The sequence below is a fragment of the Bradyrhizobium sp. USDA 3256 genome, from assembly GCF_054058275.1.
This window is the reverse complement of the sequence record NZ_JBSSAE010000002.1, coordinates 2,449,291-2,471,015: the sequence shown is the minus strand read 5'-3', so window position 1 is coordinate 2,471,015 and position 21,725 is coordinate 2,449,291. Positions and strand designations below refer to the sequence as shown.

Sequence of the window (21,725 nt, the reverse complement as noted above, 5' to 3'; positions counted from 1 at the left end):
TCACCCAAACCGCGCGCTGCCGTAAAAGCGAAGACCTTCGGCGACATCATTGATCTGCACATTCAAGACATGCGCGACGTCGGCCGCCCACCACGCCGATCCAAAGCGGCGGTACTGAAGGCGCTCAAGGAGGAGCTCGGATGCACCAAGATACCTCGGCTGGACCGAGAACGGCTTATTGAATATGGCCGAAAGCGAGCGAAGGAAGGCGCCAGGCCGGCGACCCTCGCAATCGATATGGCTTTCATCAGGACACTCGCGACGCACGCCGCGGCCGTCCACGGAATTGAGGTTTCTGCCGAGGAGGTTCGCCCTCGCGCGCTTCGCGTTGAAGCATTTGGGTCTCGTCGGAAAAATCAGACGAGCGAGACCGGCGGCCAACGCAGGATGAGCTCGACGAGCTCATTGAATACTTCGAGACGAATCCACAACAGGTCATTCCCATGGGCCGCATCGTTCGCTACTCCGATCAGCGTCGCCAAAGCCACGCCCTTGAGCAGTTGCCAGGTATGGAAGTCCACCTCATCCTCGAGCCCGGCATAGCCTGCAACATCCGTGGCCGGAAGGTTCTCGATCACGATCGAATTGCTGTTCGGCAAGATCAGTCGCGTCCAGACGACCAGTGCCCGCTTCTGCCCAAACGCGCGAGCGGATCGGCGACAACCTCATGCACAATTCCGATTTCGTGCGCGCGCAGTCCCGTCACTGTCAGGCCACAGAGGATCATCTCGAGCGCCTTGGCCTCTCCAACGATCCTGGGCAAACGCTGTGTACCGCCACCACCCGGAAAGATGCCGATGCGCGTTTCCGGAAGTCCGATCGCCGCGACACTGCTCCCGGCGATGCGCAGGTCGCAGGCCAGCGAAAGCTCGAAGCCTCCTCCCATGCACAGGCCGTTGATAGCCGCAATGACCGGCTTGTCGACCGCTGCAATCGCATCTGTCAGCGCGTGGAAACCAGGTGGTCGAGGACCAGGCGACGGCGGGGCGCGAGGCGCTCCGCGCTCAATCGCATCTGCAGCCTCAGAGAGTTCCCCAACGTCGTAGTGACGGATGAAGATGCCGGGTAGGCCCCCTGTAATGACAATGACCCGCACCGATGGGGCCATCCCTGCAGCGGCGACCGCATCGAACATCTCGGCCGCCCCGGCGGCCGTCATGGTGCCGAATGGGGCGTTAGCGAAGGTGATGACACGGACCGCGTCGCGATCCTGGGTGGAAACAAGAGGCATGGCCTACCCTCACCGCAACCGCTCGCCGAAGAATCACGAGTTGGCGGTGCCCGCCTCAGAATGCGCCCGGGTCCTACACCGATCAATCCTGCGCGCGCTAATATTGCCATTGCAGCCGAGCGCTTCATTCCTAAAATCCCGCCTCCCCGGCATGCGTTTCGGACGGGCCTGTACAGCGGAGTAGACGTTATGCCCAAACCGGAAAGCTTCCCAATCGAGAAGATCTACGTTCCCGTGAAAAGAAGGAAGGCAATCAAACCTCAAGTCGTCGAGGAGATCGCTGGAAGCATTCTGGAAATCGGACAACAAACCCCCATCCTCGTCCGGCCCGACGAAGACCGCTTCGTTCTGGTCGAGGGACTACATCGGCTCGAAGCTTGCAAGGCGCTTGGAGAGACGACGATTGTGGGAATCATGGTCTCTGCGGAGGATGCTCAGCAACGGACGCTCTTGTCCGAGGGACCCGAAGCAGATGCAGAACGCGACAAGATGGCGCGGTTGAAAAAGCTGCGTCTCGAGAAGGAAGCTGCAGAAAGTTCGATTACTGCTTTGAACAAGACGGATAAGGAGCGAGCCCGCGCGGCAAGGGGCGCGGGCGAGAACTCGAGAACATCGCCAAGCCGGGCCTCAGGACCGACGCCGAAAAAGACGTTGTCGGAGTGGATCGCGCAGCAAAAGCGCGACGGCGGCCGTTATTGATCGACCGCTTTCGATTCTGCATCCGCCGTCAGCGGAATCTTCATGACGATTGCCGTGGCCTGGACTAGGAAGTATTCACCTCCTCAGCGAAGACTCATGAGATCAATCGCAGCAAGGGCATAGATCTTCGCGCAATCGACAACGTCCTGCTCGTTGGCATAGTCGTCAACGCCAGCTGACAACGTCGGCTGTGGTCCGAAACATGCGGCCGGGACACCCTTGTTCCGCCAGTGACGGGCATCGCTGCCTGGAAGCCGCACGACCAGCTGAGGTGTCTTTCCTCGCACATTGGCAATCACATGAAGCAGGCTCTTTGCATACGGGCTATCGGCCGCCTCCCAATTCGCATCCCACTCCTTCGGATACGATAGACGGATTCCCGGAACGGTGCTGGCGATCTTCTGCAGGCGGTGCTTGACGCTTGCAGCAGTGATGCCCGGTGGAAGTCTGAAATCAAACCGGGCAAGTGCGGACGGCGAGACCAGGCTACGCACTTCGCCAGCCTGGATTACGCCCGCGTTGGCCGACAAGCGAAGCCCCAGATTTCCCTCTCCGCCGGTCACGCCTTTGAGTTCCTCGGGCAAGGTCGCGAAGACGTCGTTGAAGGTATCGACCTGCGCCATGAAGTTGGCGAGCTTGCCGACGGCGCTTTCGCCGCGCAGCGCGCGGGACGAATGCCCTCCCGGTCCGGTTGCCTCAACATCCACCCAGAGAAGGCCTTTCTCCGCGACAGCGAAATCCATAAAACCGGGACCTTCTGCGCTGATCATAAAGTCGCCGGCAAGATCCGGCCGAACCGCAAGGAGATGCTCGGTGCCGCGTCCGCCGAACATGACCTCGTCGCAAACGGCCGTGAAGCTCAAGCTCCCCGGAAGCTGATCACGATGCCGCGCAAGCACGGTCGTCGCGAGAGCCATCGCGGCGAGACCGCCCTTCAGGTTGCCCATGCCAAGGCCGTAAAGACGACCGTCCTTGCGCGTTAACTCGAGACGCGGCACGCTCCACGCGGACTCGTCGCCCGGCTGCATCGTGTCCATGTGGGCGTTGAAGACCACATGCTTTCCTTCCGCCGAGCCGCTCAGCGTCAGGTGAACGTTCGCGGCGTCGTCGACAACAGCGATCCGCTCGCTTGCCAAGCCCCTCCCCCGGAGAAACGCCTGCAATTCGTCCGCTACTTCCGTCGTCCGCCCCGGCGGATTCATGCTCGGAGCCGCGACCAGCCGACGGCACAGATCGACGAGAGCCTCGCGATCTTCGTCGATCTCACGCAAAATAAGCTCGTTCCAGCCAGACGACGTCATTGCACTAATTCCTTCCTGGTCGACCAGCCAGCCACGACGCGCTCGGGCGCCTTCCCGACGATTCGCTCGTAGACGGCGGGATCGGTTGCACCTTCCGTGCCGATGACCAGCACCACGCTCTCTTCCGTCAGCTTGATGGCATGCCGGGCGTCGGCATCGCCTGCGGCCAGAAGTGCTGCAGCCAAACCCGCGACGGCGGACTCACCGGCGACGATCGGATGATCGCCGTACCGACCGTCCGCAAGCAGGCGCATCGTTTCCGCCGCGGATGCGTCGGTGATCGAGAAGAAGCCGTCGGCGCCCGCATTGAGGATCGACCAGGCCAGAAGGGAGACCTCGCCGCAGGCAAGACCCGCCATGATCGTGTCCAGCGAGCCGTGGTCGGCAGTCGGCCGCCCCGCCGCCGCGCTAAGGTAGAGGCATCGTGCCGTCTCGGGCTCAGCCACGTAGAACAAGGGCGACTTCTCGCCGAAACGCTCCCAAAGATAGGAGCAGACGGCTGCAGCGAGGCCGCCAACGCCGCCCTGCACGAAGACGTGGGTCGGAAAAGCACCGCGCGGCATTTGCTCGACGGCCTCCTCCACCATCACTCCGTACCCCTGCATGACGTAGCGGGGAATGTCGGTATATCCCTCGTAAGACGTATCGGAGATCACCTGCCAGCCGTTTCGCGCTGCCGTGTCTGCAGCCTCGCGAACGGCGTCGTCATAAGTTCCGTCGACCACGCGTACTTCAGCGCCGTAGGCAGCGATCGCATCGCGGCGGCCCTGGCTCACCGTGGCGTGCACGAAGATCACGCACCGGCACCCGAAAGTGCGGGCGCCCCATGCCACGGACCGGCCGTGATTTCCGTCCGTCGCACAGGTCACCGTCATGCCGGTCGTGACGTCTTTCAGCGAGCCGGCCCCAAGCTCTTTCGTGCTCGGGCGCTTGCCGGTAAGCGCCTCTACTTCGCGCTGCAGGAAGGAGGCCACCGCGTAGGCTCCGCCCAGGGCCTTGAAGCTGCCGAGGTCAAAGCGAGCGCCCTCATCCTTATAGAGAATCGTGCGAACGCCCGCGGCGCTCGCCAGCCCGTCCAGACGCCGCAACTCGGTGGGACGATAGCCGGGCCAGGTGGTGATCTCCTTTCGCGCCTGATCGAGGGCTGCGAGGCTGAGGATACCGCCGCGCCCGTTCTCGCCGTACTTTTCCTGACGAACGGGGTACGGGTTGGGTTGGAGGGAGAAGTTTTCGCTGAGGATTTTGAACATTTGGTCTCTCAATAACCTAGTGCGACGCCGTCACGACGGGAATCTGCCCCGCCTCTTAGGACCCCGCGTTTCCGGTCGATCCAGATCGCCTGGGCAGTTCCAAGTGGATTGGGCGCCGGCGTCGGGCGGTGCCCGAGAGCGCGGAGACCTTCGACAACATGCGCCGGAACGGTTCCTTCGACGTCCAGCACGTCACCGCGAGCAAAGATGCGCGGTTGGTCGATGGCTTCCTGCACGGACATCTTGTAGTCGAGCAGGTTCGACAGGATCTGGATCTGCCCAATCGGCTGAAAGTGACCACCAGTCACGCCGAAGGAAAGCACGCACTCGCCGTCGCGGGTGAGCATGGCCGGCAGGATGGTATGCATCGGACGCCTGCCGCCCGCGAGCGTATTCGGATGGTCGGGTTCGAGCACAAAGCCGAAGCCGCGATTGTGCAAGAGGACCCCGCACTCGGGGGCGACGATGCCGCTGCCGAAATCGTCGAAGATGGAGTTGATGAACGAGACTGCGGTGCGATCCTTGTCGACGACGGACAGAAACACCGTGTCCTTGTGTTCTGGCATCGCGACCGGAACGACGTCGACCAGCCGCGAGTTCTGCGATATCCGGCCGGTGAGGATGTCGGCACGGGCCGAGCTCTTCATACGCTCGACAGGTACTGGTGCGGCATCGGGATCGCCGACGAAGGCGTCCCGCTCCGCATAGCCGATGCGGGCAATCTCGGACAGCAGATGGTAGCGTTCGACCGATACCGGAGCGAAGTCCGCGATGTTATATCGGTCGAGCAGGTTTGCCATGGCAAGAACAGCAACGCCCGAGCCGTTAGGCGGGCATTCCCACAATTCGTAGCCACGATAGGATGTCGATATCGGCGTCTCGTATCGGGGCCTGAACGCGGTAAAATCTTCAAGCGTGTGAAAACCACCCAGCGAACGAAGCGTCTTCACGATGCTTTCTGCGATCCACCCTTCGTAGAATACGTCCGCTCCCTTTGCGGCGACCTCCTTGAGGGCGCAAGCGAGCGCCGGCTGCATGTGCAGCTGGCCGGGCTTCGGCGCTTCCCCGGCGGGAAGAAAGACCGAGGTCGTCGCGGCGAGACGCGACAGCTTCGGCACCTGCCTGCTCCAGTCCCGGGACAGTCGCTCGGTGACCGGATAACCGTTTTCCGCAGCCGCGATGGCCGGTGCGAGAAGACGCGCCAGATCGAACGTTCCGTGGTCCTCCGTGAGCCGCGCCCAGGAGCGTACAGCGCCCGGAACAGTAACCGTGTGGACGCTTTCGGGATCGAGCGTTCTGATTCCGGCTTCCGCGAGACTGCCGAGGCTTACCGCAGCCGGTGCAGCTCCGGACCCGTTAAGGGCAATGACCGGCTGCCCTTCCCGTTTCAACAAGACGAAGCAATCCCCGCCGACACCTGTTTGGGTCGGCTCGACGACAGCAAGCATCGCTCCCGCCGCTACGGCTGCATCTACTGCGTTGCCGCCATCGCGTAGCACATCGATCGCGGCCAATGTGGCGAGCGGGTGCGTAGTAGCGGCCATGCCGTTCCCGCCGAAGGCTTCCGACCGCCCCGGTGACTCGAAGTTTCTCATGCCTTACCCCTTCCGGAATTGGCGGGGCTTAAAAGGAAGCGAGGCCAGCATTACGCAGATCTGTAATGAGCATGGAGGACGGCGCGTGCGTGATGCACAAGGGCGGCTTTGCGTTCGCGGTCGCAAGCTGCGGGGTGAGGCCGCAGGCCCAGAACAGCGGGATCTCGTGCGGAAGCACCTCTCCCGAACCTACCTCCCTGTACCTCTTCGACAGGTCCACTCCGATCAAGCCGGGATCGCCGATATGAACGGGAGCACCATGAACGTTCGGAAAGCGCGACGTTATCTGGATGGCACGAATAGCCTCCCTGGCCGCGAACGGTCGCATCGTGACCACCAGCTTCGCACGGAAGTCACCGGCAGGCATCGTATCTACCGTCGTCTCATAGACGCCAGCCACTTCGCCACGCTCGAGATACCTGAGCGCAATTCCCGCTTCCACCAAGGCGTACTCGAACGAAAAGGAGCAACCCAAAGCGAAGGTTACCAGGTCATCCTGCCAGAGCCGGGATATGTCGGTCACTTCTTCCGCGAGTTGACCATCGCGAAAGACGTGGTACCGCGGCACATCGGTGCGGATGTCAATGTCCTCCCCCAGGGTGGGAAGACAGGGATCGCCGACATCCGACCGGGCAATCAGAGGACATGGCTGCGGATTGCGTTGGCAGTACAGAAGGAAATCTTCCGCATGGCTTCGAGGAAGAATGCAGATGTTCGCCTGCACGCGATCCGGTGCGAAGCCGGCCGTGTAGCCGACATAAGCACCGGAGCGCACCGCCTTACGGACCGAGGTGACGTCGCGCGTATCGAAATCAGGAGCCCGACTGTTCATGGCACCGCCTTGGTCGCAGGCGCCTCGACGGGCGCGTAATCCGACATCGGTCGAGCCATTGTATTGGTCGCGAGTTCGAGCGAACGTCCGCCAGTTTCACGTCCAAGCAACGCCATGGTAACGGCCTGCACGAAAAGTAGCCCGCCGATCGTGGACAGCACCGCAGCGACGCCCCAGTTGTTGAAGAGATAGACAACGCCGAAGGGAACCACAGCCGTCGTAAGCCTCGCTATTCCAACACAGACGGCGTTGCAGCGCATACGAACCGACGTCGGGAAGAGCTCGGGCAAATAGACCGCCTGGATCGTCGCGAGAAGAAAGTAGATCAACGCGAAGGTGGCGAAGCCGATGCCCACGGCCGCGACCTGAGAAGTGGCTTGGCCGAACAGCATTGTCATGACGGCTGCACCGATAGAGCCGCCGATGATCGCGACGCGTCGACCCAAACGATCGACCCAAAGCCGGGCGACGAATGCTCCCGTTGGCGCGCCGAGGGACATGAGCGCCGACTGACCGAGGGTCTGATTGATCGGGATGCCCTGCTTGAGAAGGAAAGTCGGGATCCACGAGACGAGGCCATACAGGGCTGCGAACATGATGACCTGTAAAACCGTTCCGAGGACCAGAGGCCGAATGAACGCCTTTTGCCAAATTGACTCGGGTGCAACTGCAGGCCGCCACTCCGGAGCGCCTAGTTCGCCGTGCTCTCTGCGAGCCTCGTGCTCGATAGCAGAAACGACCTGGTCCGCCTCGCTGAACCGCCCCTTGACCTCCAGCCAGCGCGGAGACTCGGGAAGCGCCTTTCGAAGCCACAAGATGACCAGTGCTCCAACGCCGGGGACAGCGAACATAACGCGCCAACCGAATACCGGGATGAGCGCCCAGCTCAGCAGGGTCGACACCAGCAGCCCCATGCTGGAAATCATCGAGAGCGTGGAAACCCAGCGCCCCCGCTGCTGCGGCGGCACGAACTCGGCAAGCGTCCCATAGCCCAGAACGATCTCGGCACCGAGGCCAACGCCGCAAAGGAACCGCAGAAAAACGACCCATTCCATGTTGGGCGCCGCCGCACCGACGAGCGAGGCCAGACCAAAGATCGCCAAATTCCACTGGAAGGTCACCCGGCGACCAAGCAAATCCGCGACGACGCCGGCCCCGACCGTTCCCAGAAACATGCCCAGGAATGTCGCGGACACGAAGTACGCATTCAGGTCGAGACTGGAGAAGCCGGTTGAGAGAAACACGCCCAGCACTGCGCCGGCTATGTAGATATCGAGGTTGTCAAAGAACATGCCGCCACCCACAAGGGCGACGATACGCTTGTGAACCTTCGAGATCGGAAGGCGGTCGAGGCGTGCCGATACCGAGCTGGCTTGCTGCATTTTCTCCCCTTCTGGATTTTGTGGTTGTTTTACTTATCGCCTTGCGACGCAGTCGATTTCGATCAGAGCGTCCCTTACGAGATCGGTGACGCCGACGCAGGTCCTCGTCGGTCGATGATCCGGGTGAAAAAACCGGGAGTAGACCTCGTTCATCTCGTCGTAATCGCGTTTGAAGTTGGTGAGAAACGCGCGGACGCTGACCACGTTTTCGATCTTCAGGCCGAGGCTCCCCAGTACCCGTTCCATGTTCTTGAGGGTCTGCTCCGTCTGCGACGCGATACCTTCAGGAAGTGGCAAGCCGGGCTCATCGAGATTTCTCGCAAACTGACCCGTCAAGAACACAAATCCATCGGCCTCGACCGCATGGCTGCTCGGCGACATCGACGGGGGTAACCCCGGCACCGTGTGGCGCGTAATCGTGCTCATCATCACCTCGTTCGGAATCTCTCAGGCCCGGATCCGGCGCAATGCCGTCCGCATCGACGACTGTCATGGAGGTGACAGTATTGCGCTCTGTCGAGAAAAGGCCTCTAAGTGGGGCCGGATCCCGTGATTTTGTTGCGCGCCATGGCACCGACACAAGAACTTCGCTTGAATGACCTTGATCCCCAGGATCTTGCGATCCTGGAGATTCTTCAGCGAAACAACACAACTCCACAGCGGACGATCGGAGAAATGGTCAACCTGTCCGCGGCTGCGGTGCAGCGACGGATCAGCCGTCTGGAAAAGCACGGCGTCATCCAGGGTAACGTCGCCATCCTGAACCCCGCGTCAGTTGGTCAACCAATTACCGTTCTGGTGGAGGTCCAGATCGAGAATGAGCGGCTTGACCTGCTGGAGGCGTCGAAGGGGAGTTTCGCCTCGGCCCCGGAAGTGCAGCAATGCTACTACGTGACGGGAGAAACAGACTTCGTGCTCGTCGTAACAGTGGGGTCCATGCAGGAATACGAACAGTTGACCAAGCGCCTGTTCTTCGAAAACCACAATATCAAGCACTTCAAAACCCTGGTCGTGATGGACCGGGTGAAGGCGTCGATGGCCTTGATCCTGCCGAAGTAAGGATCGCGAAATCTTGCCGCTATCATCCAACTCTGCGGCACAGGCAACGCATTGGCCTTCGTGCGCCGCAGCTTCCAGCCGGCAGCGGGCGAGCGCTGCGGCGACCACCTCGTCGCGGCGTACATAGCGAAGGTCAACGGGATGAAAAGTGAATTTCTGAAGCTTACAGCGAGCGACAGCAATTGAGCGGGAAGTCGCACACCGCGCACAAACCCTTCGGCGCAAGCTCTGCACATGCGATCGCAAATCCATATCCTCCAGAAAAGGGAGGATCTGCTCTCGTTCATACTTCCTCTTTGATCTTCGAGTGCACATGCCGTGCACTCGCAGCCCTATAACTTATTGAAACTCTGAACTCTCACTCCAGTCCATTGTTGAGCCTTCCGGAGCCATCTCATGCCAATTACGCCAAGGCAAACCGTCTAAGCCGCGGTTTGTCTGAAGGGTTTCTTGCCAGCCCGCAATCTCATTAGGCGCCCGATCGACTGTCCGACGCGTCAGCGTCTCGCTGTAGCCACCAGTGCAGCAAGGAGAACACTGGATCGGCCTCCAGGTGATGTTCGAACACCCCTTTAACCTCGGTTCCGATGACCACGGTCTGCCGGGGATCGCCCAGCAGATTACCCACCATGCGTACGCCACCGGCGTGTGGCAGCTCAACGAGCAGCGCGAGATATGGGGCGCACTGCTTTAGCGCCGGGTGGGATGGATGCCACACGCGTTCCCAACTGTAGATGCGGCCAGTCGGCTCGACGTCAGTCCACGTGAGATCAAAGGAATGACAATTGTGGCAAATCCATTCGGGCCCGAACTGCCAGGTGCAGCAGCGATCGCAGCGTTGCACCAGTAGGCGATTTTCACGCAAGCCCATCCAATAGGGTGTCGAGAGGCCGTCCGGCTCGCCCACTGGAATGGGCAACCCGACAGGGAGATAGTGCGTAGGTCCACTCATAACGTTGCCTCCGAACCCAGGATGAGGTTACTGGCCGGCGTCACCATCGGGCCGCCGATCACCAACGCAACATCATTTCGTCGAGCCTGGCTCGTCGACGCGCCACGCACCTGACGAACAGCTTCCAGCACCAGCTCAAAGCCGTGCATGTAGCATTCGGCAAGGTTGCCGCCACTGGTGTTGAGCGGGAGCCTCCCGGATGGAGCGATCAAATTGTCGAAAGTCAGGAAGTCGTTGGCCTTCTCGGGCCTGAAGAAGCCATGCTCCGCCAGCGCCATCACGACACCGCCGGTGAAGTTCTCGTACGCCTGGACCACGCCGACATCTGACGGCCCTACCCCGGCCATGCGGTACAGATCGGGGGCAACTGTGTCGAAGCTCGCGGTAGCGTAGAGCGGCGCGTTGTGCGCCGTCGCGGCTGCACGATGGCCCGAGCCGAAGGCCGCACCGAGTACGTAGGCCGGCTTGGACGCGAAGTCCTTGGCGCGCTCTACCGATACCAGCAGCAAGGCCGCCGCTCCGTCATTCTCCATGCAGCAATCGTAGAGATGGAATGGCTCCACGATCCAGCGCGAGGCATCGTATTTCTCCGCGTGCAGCGGCCTGCCATGCATCACGGCACGCGGGTTGGCCTGGGCATGATGATAGGAGGCGAGAGCAATCGAGCGTAGCGCCTCCTGCCGCACGCCATGCTCGTGCATGTAGCGCTGCACTCGCATGGCAAAGCGCTGCGGGGGCGCCAGCACACCATAGGGCATCAGATAGGACCGTTCGCCGGAAACGGTGTGAATCCCGGCTGCCTGTCCGAAACGGCCATATTGGCCCTGCGCCAATGAACGGAACACCACGACACAATCGGCAAGGCCTGCGACGATCGAGGCGGCCGCGTTGGCGACCGCCGCGCAGCAACCGCCGCCGCCTCCGCCCCATTGCATGGTGGCGGAGCGCAATCGATGCGTGCCCAGCGCTGCAGCCAGCCGTGACGCCTCGCTGCGATCGTCGCTGTAGGAAGAGAAGCCATCGATCTCGCGGGGATCGAGCCCGGCATCCTCGCAGGCCGCCAGGATCGCCTTCAGCGCGAGCTTGAATTCCGGATCGGGAGAAGCGCCATGACGATAATATTCGGTTTCACCGATCCCGATCACGGCCACGCGGCCCCGCAGCGTACGCTCGTCTCGCGCGCGCCCGGTCACGGCTTGGCATCCCGTTGCGAAGCCTGGCTGCCGAAGGCTCCGCCCTTGGCGAGGCGCGCGACCTCCGCCTCATCATAGCCGAGCAACTCGCGCAGCACGTTTCCGGTGTGCTGCCCAACGGTCGGTGCCGCGACGGGATCAACGATCGGCGTCCGCGAATAGCGGATCGGCAGGTTGACATTGGGCACCCACCCCACCATCTCGTGCGGGATCCGGGTGACGATCCCGCGTTCCCTCGCCTCCGGTGAGCGGATCGCCTCGCCGACGGTCCGCACCTGGCCACAGGGGACGCCAGCCGCCCGCATCCGCGACTGCCAGTGCGACCAGGGCTGCCGGCCAAAGGCATCGCCGAGAATCGCGAACAACTCCTCGCGCCTGCGGATTCGGTCAGGGCCGGTTGCATAAATCTCGGCCGCCGCGAGATCCTCGCGCTCAAGGACCTGCGCCATCAGGCGTTGGAAGATCTTGTCATTGCCGCAGTTGATATAGAACGAGCAATCGCTCGCCAGGAACACGCCCGACGGACACGTGTCCGGGCTGGTGTTGCCGCTTCGCTTCGGATCGGTGCCATTGAAGAGCGACTGCGTGGTCGCGTAGCCGGTCATCAGGACGGCATTGTCGAACAATGACACCTCGATGGCCTGGCCTTGCCCGCTGCGCTCGCGCGCCAACAACGCGCCAAGGATTGCATTGCTCGCCATCATCGCGGTGCTGATGTCCATCACCGGCGACAAGGCCCGCACCCCTTCCCGGTCGGCGTAGCCGTTCATCGACACGAAGCCGCTCTCGACCTGCGCGATCGGATCGAAGCCGAGCCGGTCCGCAAACGCCCCGTCGCGGCCATAGGCCGACACCGAGCAATAGATGATCTCGGGCTTGATCTTGCGGCAGCTCTCATAGTCGAGCCCGAGCCGCGCCATCACGCTCGCCGAAAAGTTTTCGACGAGGACGTCCGCCGTCGCGATCAGCTCACGCGCAACCTTCAGGCCCTCCGGGGACTTCAGATCGAGAGCAACGCTGCGCTTGTTGCGGTTGGTCCAGAGGAACGGCGCACCGTGCTTGAGATCGGGATGCACCGGGGGATAGCGGCGCAGATCGTCGCCGCGGCCCGGCGCCTCGATCTTGATCACCTCGGCGCCCATGTCGGCGAGTATCATGGTCGCAAACGGTCCCGCGATGAAATGCGAGAAATCGATCACCCGAATCCCCTCGAGCGCCTTTGGCGCGCCGGGAGGACGAGGCGTGTGCTCGGGGAAATCGGCTTCGAGCTGGTCCAGCATCGGGATATCCGTTGGTTTGAGAAATGTTGATCCGAGGACCGCGGCTGTCGTCAGTTGCTCTTCGGTGGCTCGACGAGCGGGCATCCACCCTGGTCGAGCGGCCGGAAGGCTTCCGGCCCGGACAACACGCCGACCTGCTCCAGCAGATCCCACTTGCTCTTCGACGCAGTCGGGCTCTTCACCTTCAGGATATACATGTTGTGAATGGCGCGGCCGTCGGCGCGCACCACGATCGGCCCGAACAAGGCGTCGTCGATCGGCGTCTCCTTCAACTTCTGGATCACGGCCGGCGCGTCATTGGTTCCTGCCGCCAACGCCGCGTTGAGATAGGCCAGCACGGACGAATAGACGCCGGCATGGAAGGCAGTCGGCGATTGCCCATGCTGCCGCTCGCCGAATCTGGCCGACCATGCGCGGCTGGCATCGTTGAGGTCCCAGTAGAACGGCTGGGTGATGATCAGCCCCTCGCCGACCGCGAGGCCGCTCGACTCAACATCGTTGGTGGTGGTCAGCAGCGCCGCGAAGGTACGCCCACTCTGCTTCAGTCCGAACTCAGCGGACTGCTTGATCAGGCTGACGGTGTCGCCGCCGGCGGTCGCGAACGCGATCACATCGGCGCCCGAGCCTTCTGCCTGTAGGATGAACGACGCGTAGTCCGCATTGTTGATCGGCACGTTGACCGATCCGAGAACGGTGCCGCCGCCGGCGCCGATCACCGCCGTCCCATCGCGCACCATCGACTTGCCGAGCGCATTGTCGGTGGCGATGAAGTACCATTTCTTGCCACCGTGACGCACGAGATAGGCGCCGATGGTGTGCGAGGCCGCCCAGGTGTCGAAGGTCCATTGAATCGTATTGGGTGAGCAGTATTTTCCGGTCAGGTCGGAAGACGCCGCACTCGACGCGATCAGCGCCGCCTTGGTGCCGCGCACGACCTCGTTGACGGCGAGCCCGACGGCCGAGTTCGGCACATCAGCGACTGCATCGACCTTCTCCTGATCGATCCAGCGGCGCGCGATTGCGGCGCCGACATCGGCCTTGTTCTGGTGATCGGCCGAGACGATCTCGACCTTGAAATCCGGATGAAGCCGCATGAAGTCCTCGGTCGCCATTTTGGCCGCCGTCACCGAACCTCCGCCGGCGTTGTCCGAATAAGGGCCGGACGCGTCGTTGAGCACACCGATCTTGAGGGAGCGCGCAGCGTCCGCCGACGCGGGCGCACTGGCGCAAGCGGCCAGGAGGGCTATTCCGACAATACGCGAAAGATACTTCATTGTTTCCACCCGTCGTATGTTGTTGTCTTAGAGATCGAGCACGAGCGTGCGGGACTTGGCGCCCGAGCAGCAGATCATGACGCTCTTGTTCGCCGCCTGCTCTTCCTCGCTCAGAAACTGGTCGCGATGATCGGGTATGCCCTCGAGCACGCGCGTCTCGCAGGTGCCACAGACCCCCTCGGTGCAGGCGTAGTTCGCGGCTATCCCGGCATCCAGCAGCGCATCGAGGATGGTCTTCCCGGCCTCGACCGCGATGGTGCGGTTGCTTCGCGTCAGCTTGACGTCGAAGCCGCCCTCGGTGGCCGGGGCTTCCCGCGCCTTGAAATATTCGACATGCACGCGATCGGCCAGACGATCGGCCGTCGCCGCCTCGAACGCCTCGAGCATCGGCAGCGGACCGCAACAATAGAGATGCGCGTGAGCCGGCGCGTTCCTGACGATCGCCGGCAGATCGAAAACCCGTCCCGATCGCTCGTCGTCGAAATCGACATGAACCCTCGATCGATACGTGCCGAGCTCGTTGAGAAATGCGGCAGCGGCGCGCGTCCTTGCGGCGTAGAACAGGTCCCAGCGGCATCCGAGCGCTTCCAGGCGCCGGATCATTGACAGCAGCGGCGTGATGCCGATGCCTCCGGCGATCAGGACCGAATACTCAGCCTCTTCCTGAAGCGCGAAGTTGTTGCGCGGCCCGGAGATCGCGATGATGTCCCCGACCCTGACAGCGTCGTGAACGAAGCTGGAGCCGCCGCGGCTCCCGGCATCCTTGTTGACCGCGATGACGTAGCGATGCCGCTCGCACTGATCGTTCACCAGCGAGTAGCTGCGGATCATGCCGTTCGGCAGATGCAGGTCGATATGGCTGCCGGCTGTGAACGGGGCCAGCTCGCTGCCCGTCCGCGCGATCAGCTCGTAGGAGTGGATCCGCTCGGCCTCATAGCCAATGCGCTTGACCAGAACCTCCCGGTTGGATGCGCTCACAGCTCGTAACCGAAATCGGCACCGAGCTTCGCCCGCATGAACGGTGCGCCGACATCGACCCAGGAATCCTCCGGCGGCAGCCGCAGCGACACCGCCCGCACCATGAACACGTCGGGGTCCAACACACCCTTCGGCTTGATCGCGTGATCGCGATAGGCGCCGAGCGCCTCCAGGATGAAGCGCCGCGTCATCGCGATGCCGGTATCGCTCGAACAGAGCGTCTCCTTGGCGCGATCGAAAATCGGCGAGACGCCGCTCTGGCACGCACCGTCCTGCACCCAGAGTCCCGGCAGGCCCGAGAACCAGGTGGTCCGCTGAGCCTCGTAGTCGAACTGGAAGCCGTTCTGCGGGTTGTATCTGGTCCAGTAGCCGGCATACGGCACCGTCACCGGGTGCTGCACGAGCGCGTGGCGGCTGGCGTGGCCGCTCTCGCGGCCCTTGTGTCCTTCTGCAAAGACCTGCCGCGTCTTCTCCAGCAGCGGCTCCGACGGATGATAGGAGAACATGATACAGAGCGTGTTCTCGTCATCGATGGGCACCCAGGCATGCCCGCTCAGATCCGGGAACGGAGACAGCGGGGGCACCAGCGTATAGAACGGCAGAAGGAACTGGTTGACCCGCCAATACAACGTGTTGGAATCGTAATTCCGCCGCGCGGCGATGCTCATGCCGAAATCCTGCTTGATGCATTCGAAGGTCGGGCGCAGGTCGCGCTTCTGGATCCAGGCGCTCGTCGTGCCCTGCGCATCCAGCCGTCCATGAAGCAGCGGCGCGTGCGCCGAATCGATCTCGCCCTCGACCGCCTGCAGCCAATTGCACTCCTGGACGCGAACCGAGATGTGCACCTGCTCGGCCGGCACGAGATTCCATTCGAGGTTCGGCAACGGCGGAAGCTCGGCCTGGTCCGGACCCATATAGGTCCAGATCATCCCGTTGCGCTCCTTGCAGGGATAGGCCTTGATCCGCACCCGCTCCTTGAGGCGGCTGCGCACCGGCTCTGCCGGCATGTCAGTCACGGCACCGGTGACGTCGAATTTCCAGCCGTGATAGACGCAGCGCAGCCCGCAATCCTCGTTTCTTGCGAAGATCAGCGGTGCGCCGCGATGCGGGCAGGCCTGGTCGACCAGTCCGACGCGGCCCTCGGTGTCGCGGAAGGCGACCAGATCCTCGCCCAGCAGCCGGATGCGCTTCGGTTGCCCGTCCTTGCTGAGATCCGCCGACGGCAGAAATGGAATCCAGTAAAGGCGAAAGAGGTCGCCGAGCGGCGTGCCCTTGCCGACCCTCACCAGGCGTTCATTGTCTTCGCGCGAGAGCATGGGTTTGCCTCCTTCAATTGCGTGTGGCCGGGCCCGTCGCGCCGCCGAGAAGCGTGGCGACACGGTCAGACAGTCCAAGATCCTGAGCGGTCCAAAGCGGATCGGATGCGGTGAGCGGCTTGCGTGGGATCGGAGGCTGCTTGCCCTCCTCCACCAGGCGGACGATCAATTCGATGCGGCGCCGCTCGAGCTCGCGCAGAGCCTCCTCGACGACGGAGGCTTCCGCCGTGCACCCCGGCAGCTCCGGATAGGCAAGTCGAACCCGCCACTGCCCCGGCTCGGTTTCGACCGCCTCGGCCTCAAGCAGATAGGGGATCGACAGCAGCTCACGCAGGTCCAAGTTCAACCTCCCTGAACGATGTCTACGCATCGCGTTTGATACGTATACGTACTACATAGCCGGAGGGCTGGCAAGAGCCGAGGGCGCGATCCATCGCGCGCGGAACAGACTTGGACCGCGGTTTGCCACAGGGTTGAGGACGTCAGGCCAAGCTGCTAACGGCTAAGGCGAATTCGAAACATCGCAGCTGGGATTCAACGACGGCATGGCAGCCGACACGGGTATGAAGACGAACTTGGCCACAGACATCGCGCGCGACTGGCAACTCGAAGGCGGCGTCGGATTTCTGCTGCGGCTGCTGGAGGCCCGCTACGACGGCCTCTACCAAAGCATGACGCGCCAGAGCGATATCACGCCGCGGCAGTTCGGCGTGCTGATGGCGCTGTATCAGTTGGGGCCCCTCACCCCCTCCGTGCTGGCGGAGCGGATCAGTTGCGACCGCAACACGCTGAGCGAAATGCTCAAGCGCATGGTCGCGCGCCGGCTGGTCTCAAAGAAGGACAATCCGGACGACCGCCGCTCGCTCCAGGTGCAGATCACCGCCAAGGGAGAGGAAGCGCTTCTGGCCGTCATTCCGGCCGCCGCTGAGCTGCAAAACATCATGCTGGCTCCGCTGCGCAAGGAAGACCGCGCGCATTTCCTGAAATGTCTACTTGCGATCGCGAAGGCTCCGCCGCCAGACGCTCCGGCCGATACCTGAGGTCGCCGACGCGCGGCCCTCCGAGGCCGGCGCCTTTCCAAATGTGCCGGCGGCAGCAAGTGCAGCGATTGCGTCGGGCGACAATTCCAGGATCCGCGACAACACATCATCCCGCTGCGCGCCGATCCCGGGAACGCGGCTTCCTATCGGCGTATCGGCCCCGGACATCTGCCATGGCGCATTGACGCCGACGAAGTCGCCGGCGCCATCCGAGACCGTCCCGAACACACCGCGCTGGCGCAAATGGTCATCGGTCAGCGCCGCGCCCGGCGTCCGGTAATCGGCGCAAGGAACGCCGGCGCGATCCAGCGCCGCGATGCATTCAGCGACAGTGTGGCGCTCCGTCCATTTCTCGATCACCTGCATCATGGCGGTCCAATTGGCGCCGCGCGCCGGAATGGTCGAAAAGCGGGGGTCGTTCACCAGCTCTTCCTGCCCAGTCACCTCGCACAGCGCCGCGAAATTACGCGGCGTGACCGGGGCGATCAGGATATCGCCGTCGCGCGTGCGGACCGGCCCATAGGTCGGGCGCGGCGCACGGATCGGGAATTGCGCTTCCTGAAGTTCATAGACCAGCAGATTCAGCATGCAGTCCATCAAGGCTACATCGACGCGCTGTCCTTTCCCGGTGCGCGTACGCTGGACCATCGCGGTCTGGATCGCGGAATAGCCGAAGATACCGCCGAGGATATCGGCCACAAAAATAGCGCCCGGCGCGGGACGCTCCCGGTCGCCGGCATAGCGCATCAGGGAGTGATCGAATCCACTCTCGGCATGCACGATCATCGCATAAGCCGCGCGCTCGGCGGCTGGGCCTGACTGGCCATAACCCGAGATCGAGCAATAGATGAGGCGCGGGTTGATCTCGCGAAGCGTCTCGTAGCCAAGGCCGAGGCGGTCCATCACGCCAGGGCGGAAATTCTCGACGAGAATGTCCGCCTCCGCGACCATGCGATGTACGAGCCTGATGGCGTCGGCATTCTTCAGGTCCAGCGCCAGGCTACGCTTTCCGGCATTGAGCTGGCCGAAATAGGTGCTGTGGCCTTCGCGCAGCGGCGTTCGCAACCGCATATCGTCGCCTTCCGGAGGCTCGATCTTGATGACCTCGGCGCCGACGTCGGCGAGCAGCCGCGCGCAATAGGGCCCCGCCACCATGATCGAGAAATCGAGCACGCGCACGCCGGCGAGCGGCGCCCTGTCGCCATCCTTCTGCATCCGATCTCTCCTATCTCGGCATCCCGAGCGCGCGTTGCGCGATCAGACTGCGCTGAATCTCATTTGTCCCGATGCTGATGACCCACATCAGCGAATGCCGCAGGTTTTGCTCGAAGCGGCCGTTGTCGATCGCGCCCGGCATCTGCTCGGACAGCGCGGCGCGCATGCCAAGGATGTCGAGCGCAGCCTCGCCAAAGCGCTCCATCAGCTCACCGGAAAACACCTTGCTGATCGCGCCATATTCCGGCGGCGTCATGCCGTCGGCGGCAAGTTCGGCGCAATGCATCATCAAGAGCCGGCCGATCTCGATCTCTGACGCCAGGGTCGCCATCCTGTCGCGGATCATTGGATCATCAGCGAGAGACCGATCACCTTGCTTCGCCATTACATGCAAACGCAGCTGCTCGAAGGCGTGCGCGACCTTCAGGACGATCCCGCCACCGACCAGCCCGCGCTCGAAGGCCAGCGCGCCGGTCAACACTTTCCAACCGCCATTGACCCCGCCAACCAGGTTCTCGGAGGGGATGCGGACATTATCGTAGAAGATGTTGGCAAACGTGCCATCATACATGGTAGCAGACGGACGGACCGTGATGCCCGGCGAATCCATCGGCACGATGAACATGCTGATGCCCGCGTGCGGCGGCTTCGTGTCCTTGTCGGTCCGCGCGGCGAGGAACATGTATTTGCCCCACCAGGTGGTGGTCCAGATCTTCTGGCCGTTGATCACCCAGTGATCGCCGTCCCTGGCCGCACTGGTGCGCAGCGCCGCAAGGTCCGACCCTGCCTGCGGCTCGCTGTAGCCCATACCGTGCATCGCTTCGCCACGCAGGATTTCCGGAAGGTATTTCTGCTGCTGCGCTGCCGTGCCAAACATCATCAGCGCATTGGCCTGGATCGCCGCGCCGATTCGCGGCGCCTCGCCCCGCTCCATCGTCTCCATGAAGGCGATCTGCTCCAGCGGCGATCGCGCCTGGCCGCCGAATTGCTTTGGCCATCCAAGGCCGATCCATCCGGTCTCACCGATGTCGCGGGCGAAGCCGGCATCGAACTCACGCTTGGCGAACGGCCTTACGTCGAACGCTTGCTTCGTATCTCCAGTCCAGTTTTGCTCGAGCCAGAACCGGATCTGATCACGAAACGCATTCCCAGCCGACCCGAGGTCATATTGCGGCAGCCCGACGCCGCCCGCATCCAGCAGCCGCGCTGCCAGCCCGCTCTTGGCATCCGAGGCGCCGCCGAGCGCAACCGTATCGAGATGCACGCGCTTGAAGTGGATTGGCGCCTCGTGCTCTTCGGCATAGCCGATGGCACCGAACGTATGCTGGATCTCCAGCGACACCTGCCGCAGCGCATGACCGGAGAACGCCGATGCGCAATCGGCGAAGTAGCGCCAGCCGCCCTCGCCGCCATCATGCAGTCTGGCGGCATGATCGAGGATCAACCTGACGCCTTCTAGCGCGATCAGGCAGTCGGCCAGCTTGTGCTGGATGGCCTGGAACCTGCCGATCGGCTGCCCGAACTGATGCCGCTCCTTGGCGTAATCCACGGCGAGCTCAAAGGCACGCCGCGCCGCGCCGTGAGCGCGCGCGGTCAACATCGCTCTGCCCTTGATGCGGAGATGGTCGAGATCGACCGTACCTGCGGGAATGCGCGTGAGCGGCGCTTCGTTCAGCCGGACCTCATAGAGCCCCCACGCTCCCATCGCACGAGTTGCGACGCACTCGACACCGGGACCATCAAGATTGATCAGCGCAAGTTGGGCCCGGTCTAGAACAACCAAGAGATGCGTCGCGCCTCCGGCAGCCTCGACAAAACGAAGCGTGCCCTTTGCCTTGAGGTCCGCGACCTCAACCGCTCCTGTGCCGGCGTCCGGATCCAGCGCGCCGAATGAGAAGGCAACGGTCGCCTTCGCGGACTGCAGCCGATCCAGCAGATCCACTGCGACATCGACCTGCGATCCGGAGATCGCAAGATTGGCGAGCGCCGCAGACCACATCGGCGCCGGACAGCCGGCCCGGCCGAGCTCCGCCATGACGATGAGGATTTCGGCGAGCCCGCCTTCGCCGCTCTCCGCACCAAGCGCGGCGACGCCCAGCCCAACGAGCTTGCGCCAGATCGCCGACACCTCTTCCGGCGAGGACGGCGCGGCTAAACCGAGTGGACGCCAATGCTCGTTCAGGAAACCGCGCAAGGAATCGCGCAGCACTCCTGCGACATCGTCATTCGACGCTTCGATCGCCGCCATGGTGAAGCCCCGCGCTATGCCTGGCCGAACCTGGGCTTCCGCTTCTCCTTGAACGACATAGTCGCTTCCTTGTGGTCGGCAGTCTCGAACGTCACCTGCTCCAGCGCCATCGACGCCTCCAGCAGCATGTTGACCCGCTCCTTGACGATCTGGTTGATCGACAGCTTGGTCCAGCGAATGGCCCAGGTCGGACCGTTCGCGAGCTCGACCGCGATCGCGCGGGCCTTGGCCAACACCTCCGCTCGCGGCGCGACATGATTGACCAGCCCGATTCGCTCCGCCTCATTTCCCTTCAGGAGCGTGCCGCGGATCAGGAATTCCTTGGCCTTGTTGATGCCGATCAGCAGCGGCCAGATCACGGTGCCGCCGTCGCCCGCGACCAGGCCGACGCGCGAGACATGGGTGTCGCCGATCCGCGCGTCTTCCGCCATCACCGTGATGTCGCAAAGCAGCGCATGGGTAGCTGCAAGGCCGATGGCGTCGCCATTGATCGCCGCGATCATGGGCTTGTCGAGCTCGAGCTGGCGGGTGACTCCGCGGCGGCTGATCATGGGATCATGTACCTCGCCCTCTTCGAGCACATCGCCGCCAGGCCGCTCGGACATCGCCTTGACGTCGCCACCAACGCTGAAGAAGTCGCCGGCGCCGGTCAGCACCACAGCATTAACGGCATGATCGTCGGCGAGGTCGTCCCAGATCGTGCGCAACTCCCGGATCAGCTTCTGATTGATGGCATTGCGCGCCTGCGGGCGGTTCAAGGTCACGGTCGCGACCTTGTCCGCGACCTCGACCGTCAGGCATTCATACTTGGCGTAATTGGACACGTTTGCCTCCATTGTTTCGCTGTTTGAGTTGTTGATTATTGGCAACTCAGGCGCGC

The 21,725-nt window shown here is 62.8% G+C and carries 23 protein-coding genes; 4 read left to right on the top strand and 19 right to left on the bottom strand.

The genetic code is table 11. The annotated features are described in order from the left end of the window. From ACVWY5_RS13105 to ACVWY5_RS13095, 3 genes are read right to left on the bottom strand one after another with little or no spacing between them, the layout of a single operon-like run. Entirely contained in the window at nucleotides 1-381 is a 381-nt protein-coding gene (locus ACVWY5_RS13105) for a hypothetical protein (RefSeq protein WP_028334222.1), read from the bottom strand. Next, a complete protein-coding gene (locus tag ACVWY5_RS13100; RefSeq protein WP_028334221.1) occupies nucleotides 357-599 on the bottom strand; it encodes a TrbI/VirB10 family protein in 243 nt (80 codons plus the stop codon). Before ACVWY5_RS13100 ends, ACVWY5_RS13105 begins: the two co-directional genes overlap by 25 nt. 2 nt (nucleotides 600-601) lie before the next feature. After that, the gene (locus ACVWY5_RS13095; RefSeq protein WP_051376150.1) at nucleotides 602-1,231 is read right to left on the bottom strand and encodes an enoyl-CoA hydratase/isomerase family protein; all 630 of its coding nucleotides are present in this window, start codon (nucleotides 1,229-1,231) and stop codon (nucleotides 602-604) included. A 189-nt stretch (nucleotides 1,232-1,420) separates the two neighbouring features. Between ACVWY5_RS13095 and ACVWY5_RS13090 the strand changes: the two genes are divergently transcribed. Next, nucleotides 1,421-1,930 (top strand): ParB N-terminal domain-containing protein, encoded by a 510-nt coding sequence (locus ACVWY5_RS13090; RefSeq protein ID WP_028334220.1) that lies wholly within the window; start codon nucleotides 1,421-1,423, stop codon nucleotides 1,928-1,930. Nucleotides 1,931-2,013: 83 nt separating this feature from the next. Here ACVWY5_RS13090 and ACVWY5_RS13085 read toward each other — a convergent pair whose 3' ends face one another. From ACVWY5_RS13085 to ACVWY5_RS13060, 6 genes are read right to left on the bottom strand one after another with little or no spacing between them, the layout of a single operon-like run. Next, the gene (locus ACVWY5_RS13085; RefSeq protein ID WP_038377467.1) at nucleotides 2,014-3,231 is read right to left on the bottom strand and encodes a M20/M25/M40 family metallo-hydrolase; all 1,218 of its coding nucleotides are present in this window, start codon (nucleotides 3,229-3,231) and stop codon (nucleotides 2,014-2,016) included. After that, on the bottom strand, nucleotides 3,228-4,481 hold the full coding sequence (locus ACVWY5_RS13080; protein ID WP_028334218.1) for a diaminopropionate ammonia-lyase: 1,254 nt from the start codon (nucleotides 4,479-4,481) through the stop codon (nucleotides 3,228-3,230). The genes ACVWY5_RS13085 and ACVWY5_RS13080 overlap by 4 nt, the downstream gene beginning before the upstream one ends. An 8-nt stretch (nucleotides 4,482-4,489) precedes the next feature. Then, entirely contained in the window at nucleotides 4,490-6,076 is a 1,587-nt protein-coding gene (gene ggt / locus ACVWY5_RS13075) for a gamma-glutamyltransferase (RefSeq protein WP_028334217.1), read from the bottom strand. Between the two features lie 28 nt (nucleotides 6,077-6,104). Beyond that, complete coding sequence (locus tag ACVWY5_RS13070; RefSeq protein ID WP_028334216.1) at nucleotides 6,105-6,908, bottom strand: putative hydro-lyase; 804 nt, start codon at nucleotides 6,906-6,908, stop codon at nucleotides 6,105-6,107. Then, nucleotides 6,905-8,290, bottom strand: a complete 1,386-nt coding sequence (locus ACVWY5_RS13065; protein WP_038377465.1) for an MFS transporter — start codon at nucleotides 8,288-8,290, stop codon at nucleotides 6,905-6,907. Before ACVWY5_RS13065 ends, ACVWY5_RS13070 begins: the two co-directional genes overlap by 4 nt. 33 nt (nucleotides 8,291-8,323) lie before the next feature. After that, nucleotides 8,324-8,719, bottom strand: coding sequence for a RidA family protein (locus ACVWY5_RS13060; protein WP_321176806.1), 396 nt, complete (start codon nucleotides 8,717-8,719; stop codon nucleotides 8,324-8,326). 138 nt (nucleotides 8,720-8,857) lie between these two features. Here ACVWY5_RS13060 and ACVWY5_RS13055 point away from each other — a divergent pair, with 138 nt between their 5' ends. Together ACVWY5_RS13055 and ACVWY5_RS13050 are read left to right on the top strand one after the other, a co-directional pair. After that, nucleotides 8,858-9,349 (top strand): Lrp/AsnC family transcriptional regulator, encoded by a 492-nt coding sequence (locus ACVWY5_RS13055; RefSeq protein ID WP_028334214.1) that lies wholly within the window; start codon nucleotides 8,858-8,860, stop codon nucleotides 9,347-9,349. Between the two features lie 51 nt (nucleotides 9,350-9,400). Beyond that, nucleotides 9,401-9,535 (top strand): hypothetical protein, encoded by a 135-nt coding sequence (locus ACVWY5_RS13050; protein WP_283090374.1) that lies wholly within the window; start codon nucleotides 9,401-9,403, stop codon nucleotides 9,533-9,535. A 283-nt stretch (nucleotides 9,536-9,818) separates the two neighbouring features. Here the strand turns inward: ACVWY5_RS13050 and ACVWY5_RS13045 are convergent, their stop codons facing one another. From ACVWY5_RS13045 to ACVWY5_RS13015, 7 genes are all read right to left on the bottom strand, one after another. After that, entirely contained in the window at nucleotides 9,819-10,220 is a 402-nt protein-coding gene (locus ACVWY5_RS13045; protein ID WP_080667087.1) for a Zn-ribbon domain-containing OB-fold protein, read from the bottom strand. Nucleotides 10,221-10,297: 77 nt separating this feature from the next. Next, nucleotides 10,298-11,494, bottom strand: coding sequence for a thiolase C-terminal domain-containing protein (locus tag ACVWY5_RS13040; RefSeq protein WP_028334213.1), 1,197 nt, complete (start codon nucleotides 11,492-11,494; stop codon nucleotides 10,298-10,300). Further along, a complete protein-coding gene (locus ACVWY5_RS13035; protein WP_028334212.1) occupies nucleotides 11,491-12,774 on the bottom strand; it encodes a CoA transferase in 1,284 nt (427 codons plus the stop codon). Before ACVWY5_RS13035 ends, ACVWY5_RS13040 begins: the two co-directional genes overlap by 4 nt. Before the next feature lie 50 nt (nucleotides 12,775-12,824). Continuing rightward, nucleotides 12,825-14,048: an ABC transporter substrate-binding protein gene (locus tag ACVWY5_RS13030; protein WP_028334211.1), complete on the bottom strand. Its 1,224-nt coding sequence runs from the start codon at nucleotides 14,046-14,048 to the stop codon at nucleotides 12,825-12,827. A gap of 27 nt (nucleotides 14,049-14,075) precedes the next feature. Beyond that, the gene (locus ACVWY5_RS13025) at nucleotides 14,076-15,026 is read right to left on the bottom strand and encodes a PDR/VanB family oxidoreductase (protein ID WP_028334210.1); all 951 of its coding nucleotides are present in this window, start codon (nucleotides 15,024-15,026) and stop codon (nucleotides 14,076-14,078) included. Continuing rightward, nucleotides 15,023-16,342 (bottom strand): Rieske 2Fe-2S domain-containing protein, encoded by a 1,320-nt coding sequence (locus ACVWY5_RS13020; protein ID WP_028334209.1) that lies wholly within the window; start codon nucleotides 16,340-16,342, stop codon nucleotides 15,023-15,025. The genes ACVWY5_RS13025 and ACVWY5_RS13020 overlap by 4 nt, the downstream gene beginning before the upstream one ends. A 13-nt stretch (nucleotides 16,343-16,355) precedes the next feature. Further along, nucleotides 16,356-16,682, bottom strand: a complete 327-nt coding sequence (locus ACVWY5_RS13015; protein WP_028334208.1) for a hypothetical protein — start codon at nucleotides 16,680-16,682, stop codon at nucleotides 16,356-16,358. A gap of 235 nt (nucleotides 16,683-16,917) precedes the next feature. Here ACVWY5_RS13015 and ACVWY5_RS13010 point away from each other — a divergent pair, with 235 nt between their 5' ends. Next, on the top strand, nucleotides 16,918-17,382 hold the full coding sequence (locus ACVWY5_RS13010) for a MarR family transcriptional regulator (RefSeq protein WP_321176805.1): 465 nt from the start codon (nucleotides 16,918-16,920) through the stop codon (nucleotides 17,380-17,382). Here the strand turns inward: ACVWY5_RS13010 and ACVWY5_RS13005 are convergent. From ACVWY5_RS13005 to ACVWY5_RS12995, 3 genes are read right to left on the bottom strand one after another with little or no spacing between them, the layout of a single operon-like run. Then, nucleotides 17,332-18,597 (bottom strand): CoA transferase, encoded by a 1,266-nt coding sequence (locus ACVWY5_RS13005; RefSeq protein ID WP_321176804.1) that lies wholly within the window; start codon nucleotides 18,595-18,597, stop codon nucleotides 17,332-17,334. The two genes, ACVWY5_RS13010 and ACVWY5_RS13005, sit on opposite strands and share 51 nt — an antisense overlap. 10 nt (nucleotides 18,598-18,607) lie before the next feature. Next, on the bottom strand, nucleotides 18,608-20,845 hold the full coding sequence (locus ACVWY5_RS13000; protein WP_028334206.1) for an acyl-CoA dehydrogenase family protein: 2,238 nt from the start codon (nucleotides 20,843-20,845) through the stop codon (nucleotides 18,608-18,610). A gap of 14 nt (nucleotides 20,846-20,859) precedes the next feature. Beyond that, entirely contained in the window at nucleotides 20,860-21,669 is an 810-nt protein-coding gene (locus ACVWY5_RS12995) for an enoyl-CoA hydratase-related protein (protein WP_321176803.1), read from the bottom strand. Nucleotides 21,670-21,725: the final 56 nt, after the last annotated feature.